This is a genomic window from Sporacetigenium sp. TC11, assembly GCF_058146105.1.
Genome location: NZ_JBYVNY010000012.1, coordinates 19,441 through 37,559 on the forward strand (window position 1 = coordinate 19,441; position 18,119 = coordinate 37,559).

Sequence of the window (18,119 nt, forward strand, 5' to 3'; positions counted from 1 at the left end):
AATATATATTTAGTCAGCCTATTCTAGTTTAATAATTTTTCTATATCAAAGGATTTAGTAATTTTATCAAAAAGAAGTATATCTACTATAAACACTATAATTCCAGCCATTATTAAAACTAAATTATTCAGTAAAAACAATCCTGATGCCTGACCTACAACAAGAAATATTATAGGAACTACTACAAGTCCAGACATTTGTTGAGCTTCTTGAAAATTAGAAGCTTTAGCAGATGTTATAACTATAAGTAATAAACCTAAAAATGTAATACCGGGGCATATCCATATAAGAAGTATAATCCAGTTTAAGTTTGGAAATATTAGTTTATCAAAATGCATTATCCCACCTATATTCATAACAATTCCAAATAAGATAAATGAAATAAACGTTATTACATAAGATGGAATAAATATAGCTATAACTTTTGATAAAAGTAAATCTTTTATATCTATAGGAGTATATAATATTGTCTCTAAAGTTTTTCTTTCTTTTTCGCCTACTATACTACTGGCCCCTATAATACTCGAACACATTAGGGGAATAATAAGAAATAGCGGAGGAAACATAAAATTTAAAGCAATATATATAATTTGTTGAGAAGGAGTTAAATTTCCTAAAATAGGTGATAAATTTTTTACCATCATATCCATTCCATTTATCGTATTTACATTGTATTTTGCACCTATTATTAATACAGTAGGCATTATGATAGTAAACATAATAGGTATTATTATCATTGGAATATAAATCTGCTTACTAGAAAATATCTCCTTTATATCCTTTGATATAATAGCTTTAGTAACGTTATTCATTATTATCACCTCTTTGATATGCAAAGTATAAGTCTTCTAAATCCCAATGTATTTGCTTAGCTTCATAAATTTTACCGCCTAAATTAAATATTTGTTGCAGTATATTAGGAATATTTTCTTCATTATTTATTGATATTAAATATCTATCTTCTTTTATTTTTTTCATATTATCTATATTAGGTAAATTAGTACCTTTTATTTCTAATTTTATATTTTGATTTTTATTATATAAAAGTTCATTAAATGTTCCATAGCCTATTAAGTTTCCTTTATTTATAAAACCATATAAATTACATATCTCCTCAGCATACTTTAATTGGTGAGTACATAAAAATACGGTTACATCTTCTTCTAAAGCTATTTTTTTAATGAAATCTAATACTATTTTAGATGATTCTGGATCAAGCCCTGATGTTGGTTCGTCTAAAAATAGAATTTGTGGTGAATGAAGTAAAGTACGAATTAAAGAAAGTCGTTTTTTCATACCTGTACTAAATGTCTTTACTTTTTTATCTTTTACATCTAATAACTTAAATTCATTTAAAAGATATAAACTTCTTTTGTTTATTTCATCATTATTTAATCCAAACATTTTTCCAAAAAAGTTTAGATTCTCCATACAAGTAAGGTTTTCATATATACCGGCATTTTCAGTCATAACTCCACAAAGGGTTCTTATTTCTTTTCTATCGTTTATTATGTCTTTTCCAAGTATTTTTCCATTTCCTTGTGTAGGATATAGTATTCCATTTAAAGTTCTAACAAGAGTAGTTTTACCTGCACCATTAGGGCCTAAAAACCCAAATATAGATCCCGTTGGAACGTCGAAAGTTATATCCTTCAATGCTACAGTATCTTTATTATATGACTTACTTAAATTTATTACCTCAATTGCGTTCATAATTTACCTCCAATTAAATATTTAGATAAATGTCTAATTATTTAATTATATTATATTCTTTTATATAATATGTTTCAATATATTTTGCTACTTAATATTATTTTTTATTATAAAAATTTATATACAAGAAGTAATATATTTATGAAGTATGTATATAAATATTAGTATAAAATTTAGCGATGAGGTGTGTTGATGACTGCAAATTATATTGCACTAATATTTTTTATAATTATTTCTATTTGTAATATATACTACGTAAAAATAGGAAATAAGAAAGGTATTTATATAACAAAACCACTTTTAATGCCAATGCTTATTATTTTTTATGTACTAAGTACACCAAATATTAATTGGCTTATAGTTAGTGCATTAATATTTGGGTGTATAGGGGATATTTTGCTAATGGGACCGAAGAGTCTATTTATTGGAGGATTAATTTCTTTTTTAATTGGACACATATTTTACATAAAAGCATTTATAAATCCTATATTAGATTATAATATAGCCAACTTAATATTCATTCTTGCAATTCCGTATATTACATGTAATATACTTGTACTAAGAAGTGTTTTACCATATAAAAAGCTAAAAAGTATAATAAAGTTTTTTGGTTTCATATATATAATTGTCATAAGTTTTATGGGGTTTAGCAGTACAATAAGAATATTTTATGTGCAAGGACTTAAGTTCTTTGCTACCTTTTTAGGCTCAATGCTGTTTATAATATCGGACGCTATAATAGCTTTTAGCAATTTAAAATATAAGAGTAAAAATAGTGGAGTGCTTATAATGAGTACTTATATACTAGGGCAATTTTTAATAGTGTATGGGTTTATATAGATCTAATATGATAGGAAAATATAAAAAAGATATTGATAATTTTATCAATATCTTTTTAAATTACAAGGGTATTATAAATTATATATCCAATTTTCTTCTAGGTATTTTAAACTTTATAGTTCTTTCTATTTCTTGTAAAGTTCTTTCATTCTTTGGATCTATAAATAAACAAGTATATCCTTCTTCGCCAGCTCTTCCTGTTCTACCAATACGATGTATATAGTCTTCAGAAGTTTCTGGAATATCGTAATTATATATATGACTAACTCCGCTTATATCTAGTCCTCTAGATGCAACATCTGTAGCTATTAAGTACTGAATATCTGCATTTTTAAAAGATTTCATTATTCTTTCACGTTTTGATTGCATTATATCACTATGCAACTTTGCACAGTTGTATCCACGCTTATGAAGTGCCTCCTCAAGATTATCTACTCTTATTTTAGTTCTACAAAATATTATAGCCATAAATGGATTGTCTTTATCTAAGACCTTACATAGGGCATCTTGCTTTTGTCTATCTGTAGTTTCAACAACCTCTTGCTTTATATTTTCAAGTGTAACTTGCTTTTTTTGTATAGAAATTTCAATTGGATCATCCATATATCTATAAGATAATTTTTTTACTTGAGGATCCATAGTAGCTGAAAAACATAGAATCTGACATTTTTTAGGAGTTTCTTTTAAAATATCTTCAACTTCAGTTTTAAATCCCATAAGAAACATTTGATCTGCTTCATCTAATACAAAAGTGTTTAAGTTACTAAGATCTACTGTTTTTCTTTCAATATGATCTAAAAGTCTGCCAGGAGTTGCAATAATTAGGTGAATGTTCCCTTTAAGCTTTTTAAGTTGAGATGCTATATCTTTTCCACCATATGCAGCTAAAATATTTATATCTTTAGCTTCTTTAAGTTTCATAGCTTCTGCTGTTATTTGAATAGCAAGTTCTCTAGTAGGTGTTATAATTAATCCTTGAACTGTATTTATATTAGGTGATATATTTTCAAAAATAGGAAGTAAAAATGCAAGTGTTTTTCCAGTACCCGTTTGAGCTTGAGCTATAACATCTTTTCCTTCTTTAATAATTCCAATACTCTCTTGTTGTACTGGAGTTGGACTATTTATACCACTATTTTTTAATATCTTTATTATACTTTCACTAATTCCAAGTTCTTTAAAATTCATTATTTTTACCTCTCATTACTAATATGTATTTTGTTTGTTTTAGTCAATTAATAATATCATATTGATACAAATAATACTAATATTATTATAATAAGTATTATTAACAAAAACATAAAAAATAGTATTACAGAAATAATAAAAATAAATTTAATATAGCAAGATAATGAGCATTTTTAAGAATGGTGAAGATTATAGTGAGATATAATCTTATTTCGCATAATTAATGTTAATATAAACTTTTTTAAGTTTTCACTTTAATACACCAATCTGATATCATAGAAGACGTGGGTTTTTTAGAAAATTATATAAAAATATCTTTAAGAGGAAGTGTATTTAAGTGTCTGTATTTTATCCTAAACTTTTTACTTGTATGAAAAATTACAGTCTAAGTCAATTCTATAAGGATATAACTTCAGGTATAATAGTTGCAATTATAGCTCTGCCATTGTCAATTGCACTGGCTATTGCCTCTGGAGTATCTCCTGAAAAAGGATTGCATACTGCAATAATAGCTGGATTTATTATTTCTTTTTTCGGAGGAAGTCGTGTTCAAATAGGAGGGCCTACAGGAGCCTTTATGATTGTTGTATATGGAGTACTATCTAAATATGGGATAGATGGACTTATAATATCAACAATATTAGCGGGATTTATTTTAATGCTAATGGGTATCTTTAACTTCGGTAAAATTATCAAATTCATACCATATCCAATTGTAACTGGCTTTACAAGTGGTATCGCTTTAACAATATTTTCAACTCAAATCAAAGATTTTTTCGGACTATCAATTAAAACTGTTCCAAGTGAATTTATAGATAAATGGCAATCGTATATAACCAATATAGAAAGTATAGATTTAACTACTACTATTATTGGAATTGTTTCACTAATGATTATAATTTTTTGGCCAAAAATAAATAAGAAAGTTCCAGGAGCTTTAGTTGCATTAATAGTGACAACTTCAATAGTTTATTTTTTAAAACTAGATATTGAAACTATAGGTAGTAAATATGGAGAAATATCATCTGCATTTCCAATGCTTAGTATACCTTCTGTGAAATTTTCAGATATAAAAGATTTAATTCAACCTGCCTTTACTATTGCACTTCTTGGAGGTATTGAGTCTTTATTATCTGCAACAGTAGCTGATGGTATGATAGGAGCTAAGCATAGACCAAATACAGAACTCATAGGACAGGGAATAGCAAACATTGCATCGGGAGTATTTGGGGGGATACCTGCTACTGGAGCTATAGCTAGAACAGCGGCAAATATTAAAAATGGAGGGCGTACACCTATAGCTGGAATTGTTCACTCAATAGTACTACTATTTATTATGTTGGTTTTTATGCCTTATGCAAAGCTGATACCACTATCTTCATTAGCAGCAATATTAATTGTAGTAGCATACAATATGAGTGAGTGGAGAGAATTTAAAAACCTATTAAGTTCTCCAAAAAGCGATATATTTATATTACTTACTGCTTTTGTACTAACGGTGCTTGTTGATTTAGTTGTTGCAATAGAAGTTGGTGTTATATTAGCTAGTTTATTGTTTATGAAGCGTATGTCTGATGTTTCTAATGTGCAAAATATATCAAAAGATATTAATAAAGATAATATAGATAATGTTTTAGAAGACACATTAATATATAGAATTAATGGCCCTCTGTTCTTTGGAGCAGCTGATAATTTTACAGATGCCATTGAATATATACAAGATAATACAAGGATTATAATTCTTAAAATGGGAAATGTTCCTGCAATGGATGCAACAGCATCTCATGCATTAAAAAACTTATATGAAACTTGCAAGTTAAATAAAATAAATTTAATAATTTCTGGATTACAAAGTCAACCATATTCTGTATTAAGAAAATCAGGCTTTATAAATAAGATTGGAAAAGACAATATATGTACTAACATAGACGAAGCACTAAAAAAAGCATCTTAAAAAAAGAGCTACATAAAAGTAGCTCTTTTTTTATAATTTTCTAATCATATTGTTTAGGGTGTATTCTGATACATCTGTATGTGAGGATACTTTTCTATTATTTATATTAGGGCTGTCAAAATAACCACCCATATCTTTTATAATTTGTTTTAATTTATCTTTATTTTCCTCATTTGTTTCTACAATAACTTTATAATGCATATCAGATATTTCTTCCACTTTATCAATGCCATTAATTGTAGGGTTTACAGAGAATCGTTGATCAGTTCTTTTATCAACATCATTTGTAACCCATTCAGTAGCAAAACCTGAAATACTTGTTGAATTTGCTAGTTCCTCATGAAAATAATTATTGTTTATATCTATAAATGCTTTGTCAAAGCCAGATTGTTTCAACTTTGAAACTGCTTCATTTGCAGCTTTTATTCCTTTGAAAAATGCTTTTATTTTCATATTAACCTCCTTACAATCTTTTCATCATATTTCTGAGAGCATGTTCTAATATATCTTCAGGTTCTGTGTGCGATAATACTTGTCTTTGGTCTACATTTGGATTATTCAGGTCACCGCCCATATCCTTTAGAATTTGTTTTAATTTGCCTTCATTTTCCTCGTTTGTTTCTACAACGACTTTGTAATTTATGTCAGCTATTTCTTCCATTTTACCCATACCACTTACTGCAGGATTTGCAGCAGCTAATGGAGCAGTTCTTTTGTCTATGTCATTTGTGCCTGATTCCATAACAAGACCTGAAAGACTTGTTGAGTTTTCTATTTCTGAATGAAAGTAATTGTCGTTTATATCTACAAATGCTTTATCAAATCCAGATTGTTTTAACTTTGAAACTGCTTCATGTGCAGCTTTTATTCCACTGAAAAATGCTTCTGTTTTCATATTAATTCCTCCAAAATTCAATAATTTGTACACATCTTATTTTTTCACAAGAATAATGATTTATACGTATTACTATTGAACTTATTAGAAATCACATGTTTAATTATAGAATATATAACGTTAAAATTTGGGCAAAATAACTATGTATTAAACTTAAGCTAAATAGCAGAGGTGAAGAAATTATGAATAATATATTTAAAAAAATATCAGATATAGCTATGGAATCCAAACAGGTTACTGAAGATATACTACTTTTAAATTTTACTTTGGTAAATGCATTTATAGTAGGAAATCCATCTACTAAAAATTGGATTTTAGTTGATACTGGCTTAGCAAATTCAAAAAAAGATATAATTAAGGCATCTGAAGAAATATCCGGGAAGGGTAGTGCTCCAAAATCTATTATACTTACACATGGACATTTTGATCATGTAGGTTCAGTTATTGAATTATCTAAATACTGGAATGTTTTAGTTTATGCCCATGAATTAGAAATGTCATATCTCACAGGAAAAAGAGACTATCCTAAAGGAGACCCTACTGTAGATGGAGGTATGATTGCAGAAATGTCTCCGCTTTTTCCAAATGAAAGTATTGATCTAGGAGATCACATAAAAAAACTCCCAGATGATAAAAGTGTACCATGGATGAATGATTGGAGTTGGATTCACACACCAGGACATACACCAGGTCATATATCCTTATTTAGGGATAAAGATGGTGTACTTATTCCTGGAGATGCATTTACTACAGTAAAACAAGAATCAATGACTTCTGTTCTTACTAAAGAAAAAGAAGTAAATGGACCACCGGCATACTTTACTACTAATTGGAAAGAAGCTGAAGAATCAGTAAAAAATCTAGCAAATTTAAAGCCATCATTGGTTATTCCAAGTCATGGTCTTCCAATGAAAGGTGACGAATTAAATAGTCATTTAGAATACTTAGCACACCATTTTGAGGATATTGAGGTGCCAGATAATGGACGTTTTATTAAAAAATAAAAAGGGCTATTATAATAGCCCTTTTTACTTATTTACTATTTATTAGCCATATCTCTTTCAGCCATCTCAACTAGCTTTTTAACCATGTATCCACCAACATAACCATTAACTCTAGATGAGACTTCTCCTTTGTCTACTCCATCATAATTGTTTATTCCTAATTCATTAGCTATTTCTAGTTTTAAACTATTTAATGCAGCTCTAGCTTCTGGAACAACGTTTCTATTTGAACTTGACATAAAGATCACCCTTTCTTTAGAGATTTAGGTTATAAGACTTTTTAATATTAAATTGTCTTGTTATTAATATTTACAATAGAAGAATTTAAATGCTAAGCAAAATATGGATTTTTAATATTTTATAAACTATTTAGTTTATTTATAAATTCTCTTCCGTATGCTCTACATTCCTCTAAAGCTTCTTCTGATGGATTCCATAAAGCTTTTATACCGTCATTTACTAATTCAAGTTTGCTTTTAGTTAATTCTCCATTAATTAGTTTTAGACATTCACCGCTCCAACCATAACTTCCAAATGCAGCTCCTTTTTTATTTTTAAATTCAAGGCCTTTTATAATTTCTAATATTGAAGCTGTTGCTGATAATATCCCTTTATTAATAGTAGAAGACCCTACTAGTATGGCCTTTGACTTAAATACTTCAGTAATTATGTCATTTTTATCTCCTCTAGAACAGTTAAATAATTTAACATTTACAGAACCATCGGCTTCTTTAATTCCTTGAGATATAGCTTCAGCCATTTTTCTTGTTGCATCCCACATAGTATCGTATACTAATGTAATTTGATTTTCTTGATAATCACTTGCCCATTCCATATATTTATTAACTATTTGTAGTGGATCTTCTCTCCAAATTATACCGTGGCTTGGGCATATCATATCAACAGGGACATTTAAAGATAATAGTTCTTCAATTTTATTTTTTACTAATTTACTAAATGGAGTTAATATATTAGCATAGTATTTTATAGCTTCTTGGTATAATTCACAGGTGTCAACTTTGTCATTAAACATATATTCAGATGCATAGTGTTGGCCAAAGGCATCATTACTAAATAATATATTTTCGTTATTTAAATAAGTAAACATAGTATCTGGCCAATGTAGCATTCTAGCTTCAATAAAAGTAAGTTGATTTTTACCTAAATCTAATGTATCACCAGTTTTTACTTCTATGAAGTTCCAATCTTCATGGTAATGACCTTTTATAGTTTTTACTCCATTTTTTGTACATATAATAGGGGTATTTGGTATTTCTCTCATAAGTTCTGGAAGTGCTCCACTATGATCTGGCTCGGCATGATTTAATATTATGTAGTCAATTTTATTTAAATCTATTTCTTTTTTTAGATTTTCAACAAATTCTTTAGAAAAAGGCTTCCAAACAGTATCTATTAAAACTGTCTTTTCATCTTTTATTAAATATGAATTATATGAAGAACCCTTATGTGTTGAGTATTCTTCTCCGTGAAAAGTTCTCAATTCCCAATCTATTTTTCCAACCCATGTGACGATATCGTTTATTTTATAACTCATGGTTATCCTCCTTGTATAAAATTTATCATTATAATTATGTGGTTAAATAAGATAAAAAATACATATTGTATAAAACATGGTATAATAAAATCTTGGATTATATTATTATAAGCGAATTAATAGGAGGCTTCACATGAAGGAAATGATACTGCGCTTTATAAGATTATTTATAGGAATCTTTGTGTGTTCAGTTGGTATAGTTATGACTATTAATGCTAACTTAGGCCTTGCACCTTGGGATGTTTTCCATCAAGGTCTTGCAAATAAAGTTGGAATTACTATAGGGCAGGCAACTATTGTTGTTGGAGTATTTTTCGTAATACTAGATAGTTTTTTAGGTGAAAGATTAGGTTGGGGTACTTTGTTTAATATGATATTTATAGGTTTGTTTATTGATATTTTAATGATAAACAATATAATTCCTATTTGCCAGAGTTTTATATCAGGATTAATGATGATGTTAGCAGGTATGTTTATAATTGGAATAGGCTGTTATTTATATATTGGAGCTGAACTTGGCTCTGGACCTAGGGATGGTTTAATGGTTGCTCTTACAAAAAGAACAAATAAGTCAGTTCAATTTTTAACTAACTTTATTCAGTTGTTTGCACTTGTTGGAGGATATTTTTTAGGCGGACGTGTAGGTATAGGGACGCTAATTACAGTTTTGTGCTTTGGAAATTTCATTCAACTTGCATTTAAGGTTTTTAAATTTGACGTAAGTAAAACTAACCATAGGTTTATAGATGATGATATTAGATTAATTAAGAAAGTTATATTTAAAACTAACCATGATGAATTTACTGAAGATACTAGCTTACATGTAGTTACAAAAGAAGATTAAAGGAACTACTTAAGTAGTTCCTTTTGATTATATAAGATTTATCTAGTTACTTTAGTAGTAGGATATTCTGCTTTGTCTTCATAGTGTGCTTCATAAGTAGAAGCTTCTCCTTCATATTTATTTTTATCATTTCTTTCTCCGAATCCTTGTTTATCGTATTTTAGCTTTGATGAGTTAAAACTACTAGATTTCAATTTAGATTCTGATTTAAAGTTCATAAAATCACTCCCTTAAATTATTTTTGTATCAATATATATTTTGTATTATTATTATATTTTAAATTCATTTATAAAGTGGTAATTGAGTATTTTTTGATTTATAATTTATATAGTGAGTTGTTAAATAAAAAGGTTATTCTATAAAGGAGGACATAATGAAAATACTTAAACAGTTATCAATTATACTTTCTATTTGGGCATTAGGTGAATATATTAGCTCTTTAATATCAAGTATAATAATTATACCGGGAAGCATAATGGGAATGTTATTGCTATTCATATTCCTAAAAACTAAAATTATAAAGCTAGAAAAGATAGAAGATATAAGTGATTTTTTTCTGAAAAACATAGGAATATTTTTCATACCTCCAGGAGTTGGCCTTATAGCATCTTGGGGAATTATAAAACAAAATGGTTTAGTACTTATACTAACAACCGTTATAAGTACGATAGCTGTTATAGCTACTACAGGAATAGTCGTAGATAAACTTGTACTTTTAAAAAAGAAAGATGAAACAAAGGAAAATGTTGAAGATACTATAGGGGAGGAAAATTATGTATAATGTATTAGAAACTCCTATATTTGGTATAGTACTTACAGTTGTAGCTTTTGAAATAGGAATATTTATAGCTAAAAAAACTAAGAATCCATTTTTAAATCCATTGGTTACATCTTTATTGATGATACTAGCTTTTTTAATTATAACTAAAATACCATATGATAATTATAAAATAGGTGGAGAAATGATATCTTATTTTTTAGGACCTGTAACTGTAATCTTAGCAGTCCCACTTTATAAACAATTTGAACTTCTAAAGAAAAATGCACTACCTATATTGGTTGGAATATTTATTGGAGTAATTACATCATTTGCAACAATAATTATAATATGTAAACTAATGGGAACTAATTATGAAATAATAGCATCAATAATTCCTAAGTCTATAACAACACCTATGGGAATATCTCTATCTCAAAGCACAGGAGGGATACAAGCTATAACTATCATAGGTATAGTTATAAGTGGTAACTTAGGTGCTATGGTAGCAGAACCACTATTGAGGTTTCTAAAAATAAAGAGTCCTATAGCTAGAGGTATTGCCATAGGAACAGCATCTCATGCAGGTGGAACTACAAAGGCTGTAGAAATGGGAGAAGTAGAAGGGGCTATGAGTAGCTTAGCAATAGGTGTATGTGGAGTAATGACAGTTTTAATAGTTCCTATATTATATAATTTATTTTTATAAAAATTTTCAAAAGAAATATATTACAAATTTGGATATAAAATAAAAATCCTAAAACGAGAATATGAACACAATAATTACAGAAAATAACTTTGTGTATTATATTTAAAGGAGGATTTAAAATGAAAAAAGCTGCTAAAAAACAATTTTTTAAATATCAAAGTAATACAGGGCTTAACCCTAGTAATCCAGAATATCTAGAAAAAATGCAAAGCGGTGCATTTCAAAGGGATCCTGAAGGAAACAAATATCAAGGTAGTGAAGAAGCTGCTAAAGCGAAAAATGTATGGAATAACTTTAAATAATATTAAAAATAGTACCTAAAAGGTACTATTTTTGTTAAATTATAGAAGGGAATTGATAAAATGAAAGAATCAGGGTTACATATTTTTACTAAATTATCAAGAGATATATTTGATTTTAAATTTAAACAATACGAGGGACTTTACTTCCATGGGGATGTACAAGAAGACAATAAAACTGTAAAATATAAAGTCACAAGTGATATTGAAGGTGAAAATCTAAAGGAATTTGGACTTACTCATATAAAAGACAATATGGTTCATATACCTTTTATAGACGCATATATTGATTTAGATAGTGTAGATAAGAAATAAAAATTATAAAAAAACAATTGACACAATTATATATTAGGTATAGAATTAATAAAAAATAAGAAGTTTTATAAAAGCTTTGACGAGAAATAGTAAAAATATATTTTCTTTAACAGAGAGTTCCCGGTTGGTGAGAGGGGCAATAGATTATATTTTGAACACATCTCTGAGCTGGGCACCGAACCCTTTTGAGGAAGTAGACTGTTCCCGGAATCCCTGCACCCGTTATAGTGCTAGAGTATAAACAATTATTTGTCGTACTTGAAGAGGTTGATATCGTGAGATATCAATAAATAGAGGTGGAACCACGTGAGTAATACTCCCGTCCTCTAGCGATAGCTAGAGACGGGAGTTTTTTGTGTTCAAATTTGAGCAACGGACCTGATTTTCAAGGTCGTTGGCGACATGAGCATAGTGAATTTTAGTGTTTTAAATTTGTTAGGCCTACAAATTTAACATAAAAATAATAATTGAAGGAGAGAGATAATATGAAAAATAAAATTTTAAAATTAATAATGGTTATGGTTGTATTTACATTAGGATCAATTGCTTTAACAGGATGTTCTAGTACAAAAGAAAGTTCAAATGCAATGGATAAAGATTATATTGTTGTAGGACTTGATGATACTTTTGTACCTATGGGGTTTAAAAATAATAAAGGTGAAATAGTTGGATTTGATGTTGATTTAGCAAAAGAAGTAGGAAAGAGACTAGACAAGGAGATAAAATTTCAACCTATAGACTGGTCAATGAAAGAAACAGAGTTAAACTCAGGAAATATTGATTTAATATGGAATGGATATACAATTACAGATGAAAGAAAAGAAAAAGTTGGATTTACTAATCCATATTTAGCAAATAGACAGGTGATAATCACTTTATCTAATTCTGATATAAATTCTAAAAACAATCTTAAAGGCAAGAAAATAGCTGCACAAAATGGATCGAGCTCTTTAGATGCAATAAATAAAGAACAAGACTTACTTAAAGCATTTGATGGAGGTAAGGTAATATTATTTGAAACAAATAATGAAGCCCTTATGGATTTAGAGGCAGGTAGAGTTGATGCTGTAGTTGCCGATGAAATATTAGCTAGATATTATATTAATCAAAGAGGAACTGAAAAATACAATGTTCTTGAAGAAGACTTTGGAAAAGAAGAATATGGAATAGGAGCAAGAAAAGAAGATAAAGAATTTATTGAAAATATTAACAAAGCTTTAGATGATATGAAAAAGGACGGATCATCAGCTAAAATATCTGAAAAATGGTTTGGAGAAAATATAATGAAATAGAGGTGAAAAATTATGATAAATTATGTTTATTCTCTACTGCCCTCAATAATTGAGGGCATTAAAATAACAATATCTGTGTTTTTATTAACCTTAGTGATATCTATTCCTTTAGGAATTATCGTTGCACTTTTTAGATCATCAAAATTCAATATTTTAAGTAATATAGCTCAAATATATATTTTAATTATGAGAGGAACACCGCTACTTCTTCAAATAATATTTATATTCTTTGGCCTTCCTATAATTGGAATTGTATTTGATAGATTTACAGCTATTATAATAGCTTTTACTCTTAATTACGGAGCATATTTTGGTGAAATTTTTAGATCTGGAATTGAATCTATAGATAAAGGTCAATACGAAGCAGCAGATGTTTTGGGGTTGACTCCATCTAAAACATTCACGAGAATTGTATTACCTCAGATGACAAAAACCGTATTGCCACCTGTATCAAATGAGGTAATTACACTGATAAAAGATACAGCACTTGTGTATGTAGTAGGCTTAGATGACATACTAAAAGCTGGGAAAATAGCTTCTAACAGTGATGCATCATTAGTTCCTTTAGTAGTAGTAGGTATAATTTATCTTATTTTAACTGCTATATTGACAGATCGTTTTAAGGTTTTGGAAAAAAAATATTCTTATTATGAATAGGAGTTGATACTATGGTTCTTAAAATACAAAATTTAAATAAAAGCTTTAAAGGAAAAAAAGTATTAAAAAATATAAGTATGCAATTAAATAAAGGAGAAGTTTTGGCTGTTTTAGGGCAATCTGGAGCAGGAAAAACAACTTTAATTAGATGTATAAATGGACTAGAACAGTGTGATGAAGGAACTATTGAAATTGCTGGAATGAATTTGTGTACAGATAAAGATGGAAAAAGTATATACGCAAATAAAAATGAAATACGTAATATAAGAAGAAATTTAGGTATGGTTTTTCAAAATTTTAATTTATTTCCTCATATGTCAGTTTTAGAAAATATAATTGAAGCTCCTATAAATTCTTTGGGTATTTCAAAGGATTACGCGAAAGAAACAGCTATAGAACTTTTAAGATTAATGGGGCTAGAAGATAAGGTAGATTGTTATCCATTTGAATTATCTGGAGGACAAAAACAAAGGGTAGCAATAGCAAGGGCATGTGCATTAAGTCCTAAAATATTATGTTTTGATGAACCAACTTCTGCTCTAGATCCGCAACTTACAGAAGAAATTGCATCTATTATAAAGAATTTTGCAAAAAACAATATGGCAGTACTTATAATAACTCATGATATGGATTTCGCTAAAAGCGTTTCTGATAGAGTTATATTTATAGATAAAGGAGAAATAGTAGAAGAATCTTCTAATAAGAAGTTTTTTGAAAATCAAAAAGGAGATATAATAAGAAAGTTTAATTTAGCTTAAAAATACACACTTATATAGTTTTTAACATATTATACATATAAATTAAACTATATAAGAGGTGAATATATTGTATAAAAAGCATAAACCTATAAATTGTTATTACTATAATCCTTATGATTATTTCATGTATCTTAATTATTTATATCAAAATTATAGTATGTATAACAATATGAATAACAATATCAATATCAATATGAATAATAACAATAATCAAAATAATACAATACAACAAAATCTTGAATCAGATGATGCTGTAGAAGCACAAAACTTTACAGATGTAATAGGTCCTGTACTAGTACAACTAGGGGGAAGAGAAGTAAATATAACTATAAAATCTGTAGTAGAAAATAAGTTTGTAGCAGCAGAAAATGGTGGAGGAAGAGAACTAGTAGCAAATAGAGATGTAGCAGATATATGGGAAACTTTTACAGCTACTATTTTACCAAATAATATGGTTATCCTTAGAAGCTATAATGGTCAATATGTAAGAGTAAGAGAAAATGACGGAGTATTATTAGCAAATGCAGATAATAGACAATCAGCAACTAGATTTAGGATAGTAAGACTAGAAGGAAATGAAATGGCAGTTCAAGCTCCAAATGGTCAATATGTAAGAGTAAGAGAAAATGATAAATGGTTAGTAGCAAGAGCAGATGAAACAGGAAGAAGAACAAGATTTATAATAGATATAATATCACAAGTTCCAAGCATTCCAGATATAATAGAAGATATATTAGAAGAGATAATTGGTCAAACTGGAAGAGAAAGAAATGTAACCATAAAATCTGTAGTAGAAAATAAGTTTGTAGCAGCAGAAAATGGTGGAGGAAGGGAATTAGTAGCAAATAGAGATGTAGCAGATATATGGGAAACCTTTAAAATTATAAATACAGGAAGTAATAATGTAATTTTACAAAGTTACAATGGTCAATATATAAGAGTAAGAGAAAATGATGGAGTATTATTGGCAAATGCAAGTAATAGACAGTCGGCAACAAGGTTTAGAATAATAAGAGTAGAAGGAAGAGAAGTTGCTCTTCAAGCACCAAATGGTCAGTATGTAAGGGTAAGAGAAAGGGATAAATGGCTAGTAGCAAGGGCAGATCAAACTGGAAGAAGAACTAGATTTATAATAGATAGAATAACACAACCTATAGATATAATAGACGATATACTAAGCCAAGTAGGAAGAGTAAGAAATATAAATATTAAATCAGTCGTTGAAAATAAATTTGTAGCAGCAGAAAATGGAGGAGGAAGAGAACTAGTAGCAAATAGAGATGTAGCAGATATATGGGAAAACTTCAGAGCTATAAATACAGGAAATAACACAATAATCCTTCAAAGCTACAATGGTCAATACGTGAGAGTAAGAGGAAATGATGGAGTATTATTAGCAAATGCAGATAATAGACAATCAGCAACAAGATTTACAATAGTAAGATTAGAAGGAAATGAAATAGCCCTTCAAGCACCAAATGGACAGTATGTAAGAGTAAGAGAAAATGATAAGTGGCTAGTTGCAAGAGCAGATCAAACGGGAAGAAGAACTAGATTTACAATAAGTAGAGCTAGTCAATCTCGTTAACAATAAAATAAGTAGCAAAAATAAAGTGTGTAAACTCAGCGATATGGGTTACACACTTTATTTTTTAGAATATGACAAAACATTGATTACGATACAATTGTATGGGTACAATCTGATTTTATTACCATATTAGTGCATAAGTTGTTGACTGTATTACAGAAATATAAGACAATTAATATAAATAAGGGTACTTAAACGCAAATGTACCAATACAATTCACATAAGGGGGAAGTTGAAATGAATAATAGATATGATCTTAATAAAAATCTTGCTCAAATGCTAAAAGGTGGAGTTATTATGGATGTAACAAATCCAGAAGAAGCAAAAATTGCTGAAGAAGCCGGTGCTTGTGCTGTTATGGCTCTTGAAAGGGTTCCTGCTGATATAAGAAAAGATGGTGGAGTTGCAAGAGCATCAGACCCACAAATGATTAAAGGTATACAAGAAGCTGTTTCTATACCGGTTATGGCAAAGGTAAGAATAGGTCACTTTGTAGAAGCGCAGATACTGGAAGCTTTAGAAGTAGATTACATAGATGAAAGTGAAGTTTTAACACCAGCAGATCCAAATCTTCATATTGATAAAAAAGCTTTCGAAGTTCCTTTTGTATGTGGAGCTAAAAATCTAGGAGAAGCTTTAAGAAGAATTGGAGAAGGTGCTTCGATGATTAGAACTAAAGGTGAACCTGGAACTGGTGATGTTATAGAAGCTGTTAAACATATGAGAATGATGAACTCTGAAATTAGAAGAATACAAGGTTTATCAAAAGAAGAATTAATGAATGCAGCCAAAGAACTACAGGCTCCAATTCATTTAGTTGAGTATGTTCATGAAAATGGAAAACTTCCTGTTGTAAACTTTGCAGCTGGTGGTGTAGCTACTCCTGCTGATGCTGCAATGATGATGCAACTTGGTTGTGATGGAGTATTTGTTGGTTCAGGAATTTTCAAATCAGGAGATCCAAGAAAGAGAGCTAGTGCTATAGTTAAAGCTGTTACTAACTTTAATGATGCAAAAATATTGGCTGAGGTATCAGAGAATCTTGGAGAGGCAATGGTTGGAATAAATGTTTATTCAATAGATAAAGAAGAAAGAATGGCGAATAGAGGGTATTAATATGAAAAACATTGGTGTTTTGGCACTTCAAGGTGCATTTAAAGAACATGTAAAGATGATTGAATTGCTAGGTCACAAAGCTATTGAGATAAGAAAAGTGGAACAACTCAATAATATTGATGGAATTATTTTACCTGGTGGTGAAAGTACAACAATAGGAAAGCTACTTAATGATTTTCAAATGAAAGAAATTTTATCAAATAAAATTAACAATGGGTTGCCTGTATGGGGAACTTGTGCAGGTATGATTATTTTAGCAAAAAAAATTGCAAACTCCAATACAACCCATATACCTATTATGGATATTGAAGTAGTAAGAAATGCGTATGGTAGACAACTAGGTAGCTTTTCTGTAAATAAAAAAGTGGAAGGAATAGAAGGTGGAGAGATCCCTATGGTGTTTATCAGAGCTCCTTATATAAAAGAAGTTGGAGATAATGTATCTGTGTTAGCTACAGTTGACAATAATATTGTAGCAGCAAGACAAAAAAATATACTTGTAACTTCTTTTCATCCTGAACTTACAGAAGATTTGAGAGTACATGAATATTTCACTAATATGATAAATCAAGATAATTAGCGAAACCCAAGACCATATAGGTTACCTGTATGGTCTTTTCTATTTCTTAAAATTA

The 18,119-nt window shown here is 29.0% G+C and carries 22 protein-coding genes and 1 other annotated feature; of the genes, 14 read left to right on the top strand and 8 right to left on the bottom strand.

Annotated elements, in window-relative coordinates; all coding sequences use genetic code 11:
* Positions 1 to 23: 23 nt before the first annotated feature.
* Positions 24 to 812 (bottom strand): ABC transporter permease subunit, encoded by a 789-nt coding sequence (locus ACUSRV_RS14410; RefSeq protein WP_490142666.1) that lies wholly within the window; start codon positions 810 to 812, stop codon positions 24 to 26.
* Positions 805 to 1,713 carry an ABC transporter ATP-binding protein gene (locus ACUSRV_RS14415; RefSeq protein ID WP_490142667.1) on the bottom strand — a complete coding sequence of 303 codons (909 nt, stop codon included), beginning with the start codon at positions 1,711 to 1,713 and terminating at the stop codon, positions 805 to 807. The genes ACUSRV_RS14410 and ACUSRV_RS14415 overlap by 8 nt, the downstream gene beginning before the upstream one ends.
* A 192-nt stretch (positions 1,714 to 1,905) precedes the next feature.
* On the opposite strand from ACUSRV_RS14415, the gene ACUSRV_RS14420 reads away from it, so the two are divergent.
* Positions 1,906 to 2,553 (top strand): lysoplasmalogenase, encoded by a 648-nt coding sequence (locus ACUSRV_RS14420; RefSeq protein WP_490142668.1) that lies wholly within the window; start codon positions 1,906 to 1,908, stop codon positions 2,551 to 2,553.
* Between the two features lie 78 nt (positions 2,554 to 2,631).
* Here ACUSRV_RS14420 and ACUSRV_RS14425 read toward each other — a convergent pair whose 3' ends face one another.
* Positions 2,632 to 3,741 (bottom strand): DEAD/DEAH box helicase, encoded by a 1,110-nt coding sequence (locus ACUSRV_RS14425; RefSeq protein WP_490142669.1) that lies wholly within the window; start codon positions 3,739 to 3,741, stop codon positions 2,632 to 2,634.
* A gap of 337 nt (positions 3,742 to 4,078) precedes the next feature.
* Here ACUSRV_RS14425 and ACUSRV_RS14430 point away from each other — a divergent pair, with 337 nt between their 5' ends.
* Positions 4,079 to 5,695 (top strand): SulP family inorganic anion transporter, encoded by a 1,617-nt coding sequence (locus ACUSRV_RS14430; RefSeq protein WP_490142670.1) that lies wholly within the window; start codon positions 4,079 to 4,081, stop codon positions 5,693 to 5,695.
* Between the two features lie 30 nt (positions 5,696 to 5,725).
* Here ACUSRV_RS14430 and ACUSRV_RS14435 read toward each other — a convergent pair whose 3' ends face one another.
* Together ACUSRV_RS14435 and ACUSRV_RS14440 are read right to left on the bottom strand one after the other, a co-directional pair.
* Positions 5,726 to 6,148 carry a hypothetical protein gene (locus ACUSRV_RS14435; RefSeq protein ID WP_490142671.1) on the bottom strand — a complete coding sequence of 141 codons (423 nt, stop codon included), beginning with the start codon at positions 6,146 to 6,148 and terminating at the stop codon, positions 5,726 to 5,728.
* A gap of 10 nt (positions 6,149 to 6,158) precedes the next feature.
* On the bottom strand, positions 6,159 to 6,590 hold the full coding sequence (locus ACUSRV_RS14440; protein ID WP_490142672.1) for a hypothetical protein: 432 nt from the start codon (positions 6,588 to 6,590) through the stop codon (positions 6,159 to 6,161).
* Between the two features lie 182 nt (positions 6,591 to 6,772).
* Between ACUSRV_RS14440 and ACUSRV_RS14445 the strand changes: the two genes are divergently transcribed.
* Positions 6,773 to 7,594 (top strand): MBL fold metallo-hydrolase, encoded by an 822-nt coding sequence (locus tag ACUSRV_RS14445; protein WP_490142673.1) that lies wholly within the window; start codon positions 6,773 to 6,775, stop codon positions 7,592 to 7,594.
* A gap of 35 nt (positions 7,595 to 7,629) precedes the next feature.
* Here ACUSRV_RS14445 and ACUSRV_RS14450 read toward each other — a convergent pair whose 3' ends face one another.
* Together ACUSRV_RS14450 and ACUSRV_RS14455 are read right to left on the bottom strand one after the other, a co-directional pair.
* Entirely contained in the window at positions 7,630 to 7,833 is a 204-nt protein-coding gene (locus ACUSRV_RS14450) for an alpha/beta-type small acid-soluble spore protein (RefSeq protein WP_490142674.1), read from the bottom strand.
* A 119-nt stretch (positions 7,834 to 7,952) separates the two neighbouring features.
* Entirely contained in the window at positions 7,953 to 9,149 is a 1,197-nt protein-coding gene (locus ACUSRV_RS14455; protein ID WP_490142675.1) for an anaerobic nitric oxide reductase flavorubredoxin, read from the bottom strand.
* 133 nt (positions 9,150 to 9,282) lie between these two features.
* On the opposite strand from ACUSRV_RS14455, the gene ACUSRV_RS14460 reads away from it, so the two are divergent.
* Entirely contained in the window at positions 9,283 to 9,993 is a 711-nt protein-coding gene (locus ACUSRV_RS14460) for a YczE/YyaS/YitT family protein (protein ID WP_490142676.1), read from the top strand.
* Between the two features lie 38 nt (positions 9,994 to 10,031).
* On the opposite strand, the gene ACUSRV_RS14465 is transcribed toward ACUSRV_RS14460, so the two are convergent.
* Complete coding sequence (locus ACUSRV_RS14465) at positions 10,032 to 10,211, bottom strand: hypothetical protein (protein ID WP_490142677.1); 180 nt, start codon at positions 10,209 to 10,211, stop codon at positions 10,032 to 10,034.
* Between the two features lie 155 nt (positions 10,212 to 10,366).
* Here ACUSRV_RS14465 and ACUSRV_RS14470 point away from each other — a divergent pair, with 155 nt between their 5' ends.
* From ACUSRV_RS14470 to pdxT, 10 genes are all read left to right on the top strand, one after another.
* Positions 10,367 to 10,774 carry a CidA/LrgA family protein gene (locus tag ACUSRV_RS14470; RefSeq protein WP_490142678.1) on the top strand — a complete coding sequence of 136 codons (408 nt, stop codon included), beginning with the start codon at positions 10,367 to 10,369 and terminating at the stop codon, positions 10,772 to 10,774.
* Complete coding sequence (locus tag ACUSRV_RS14475) at positions 10,767 to 11,459, top strand: LrgB family protein (protein WP_490142679.1); 693 nt, start codon at positions 10,767 to 10,769, stop codon at positions 11,457 to 11,459. Before ACUSRV_RS14470 ends, ACUSRV_RS14475 begins: the two co-directional genes overlap by 8 nt.
* A gap of 119 nt (positions 11,460 to 11,578) precedes the next feature.
* Positions 11,579 to 11,761: a hypothetical protein gene (locus tag ACUSRV_RS14480; RefSeq protein ID WP_490142680.1), complete on the top strand. Its 183-nt coding sequence runs from the start codon at positions 11,579 to 11,581 to the stop codon at positions 11,759 to 11,761.
* A gap of 60 nt (positions 11,762 to 11,821) precedes the next feature.
* Complete coding sequence (locus ACUSRV_RS14485) at positions 11,822 to 12,073, top strand: hypothetical protein (RefSeq protein ID WP_490142681.1); 252 nt, start codon at positions 11,822 to 11,824, stop codon at positions 12,071 to 12,073.
* 67 nt (positions 12,074 to 12,140) lie between these two features.
* Positions 12,141 to 12,403, top strand: a binding site (T-box leader).
* Between the two features lie 155 nt (positions 12,404 to 12,558).
* Positions 12,559 to 13,365 carry an amino acid ABC transporter substrate-binding protein gene (locus ACUSRV_RS14490; RefSeq protein ID WP_490142682.1) on the top strand — a complete coding sequence of 269 codons (807 nt, stop codon included), beginning with the start codon at positions 12,559 to 12,561 and terminating at the stop codon, positions 13,363 to 13,365.
* A 45-nt stretch (positions 13,366 to 13,410) separates the two neighbouring features.
* Positions 13,411 to 14,022 (top strand): amino acid ABC transporter permease, encoded by a 612-nt coding sequence (locus tag ACUSRV_RS14495; RefSeq protein ID WP_490142742.1) that lies wholly within the window; start codon positions 13,411 to 13,413, stop codon positions 14,020 to 14,022.
* 11 nt (positions 14,023 to 14,033) lie between these two features.
* Positions 14,034 to 14,780, top strand: coding sequence for an amino acid ABC transporter ATP-binding protein (locus tag ACUSRV_RS14500; RefSeq protein ID WP_490142683.1), 747 nt, complete (start codon positions 14,034 to 14,036; stop codon positions 14,778 to 14,780).
* Between the two features lie 169 nt (positions 14,781 to 14,949).
* A complete protein-coding gene (locus tag ACUSRV_RS14505; protein ID WP_490142684.1) occupies positions 14,950 to 16,368 on the top strand; it encodes a fascin domain-containing protein in 1,419 nt (472 codons plus the stop codon).
* Between the two features lie 237 nt (positions 16,369 to 16,605).
* Entirely contained in the window at positions 16,606 to 17,484 is an 879-nt protein-coding gene (pdxS, locus tag ACUSRV_RS14510) for a pyridoxal 5'-phosphate synthase lyase subunit PdxS (protein ID WP_490142685.1), read from the top strand.
* A gap of 1 nt (position 17,485) precedes the next feature.
* Complete coding sequence (gene pdxT / locus ACUSRV_RS14515; RefSeq protein WP_490142686.1) at positions 17,486 to 18,064, top strand: pyridoxal 5'-phosphate synthase glutaminase subunit PdxT; 579 nt, start codon at positions 17,486 to 17,488, stop codon at positions 18,062 to 18,064.
* Positions 18,065 to 18,119: the final 55 nt, after the last annotated feature.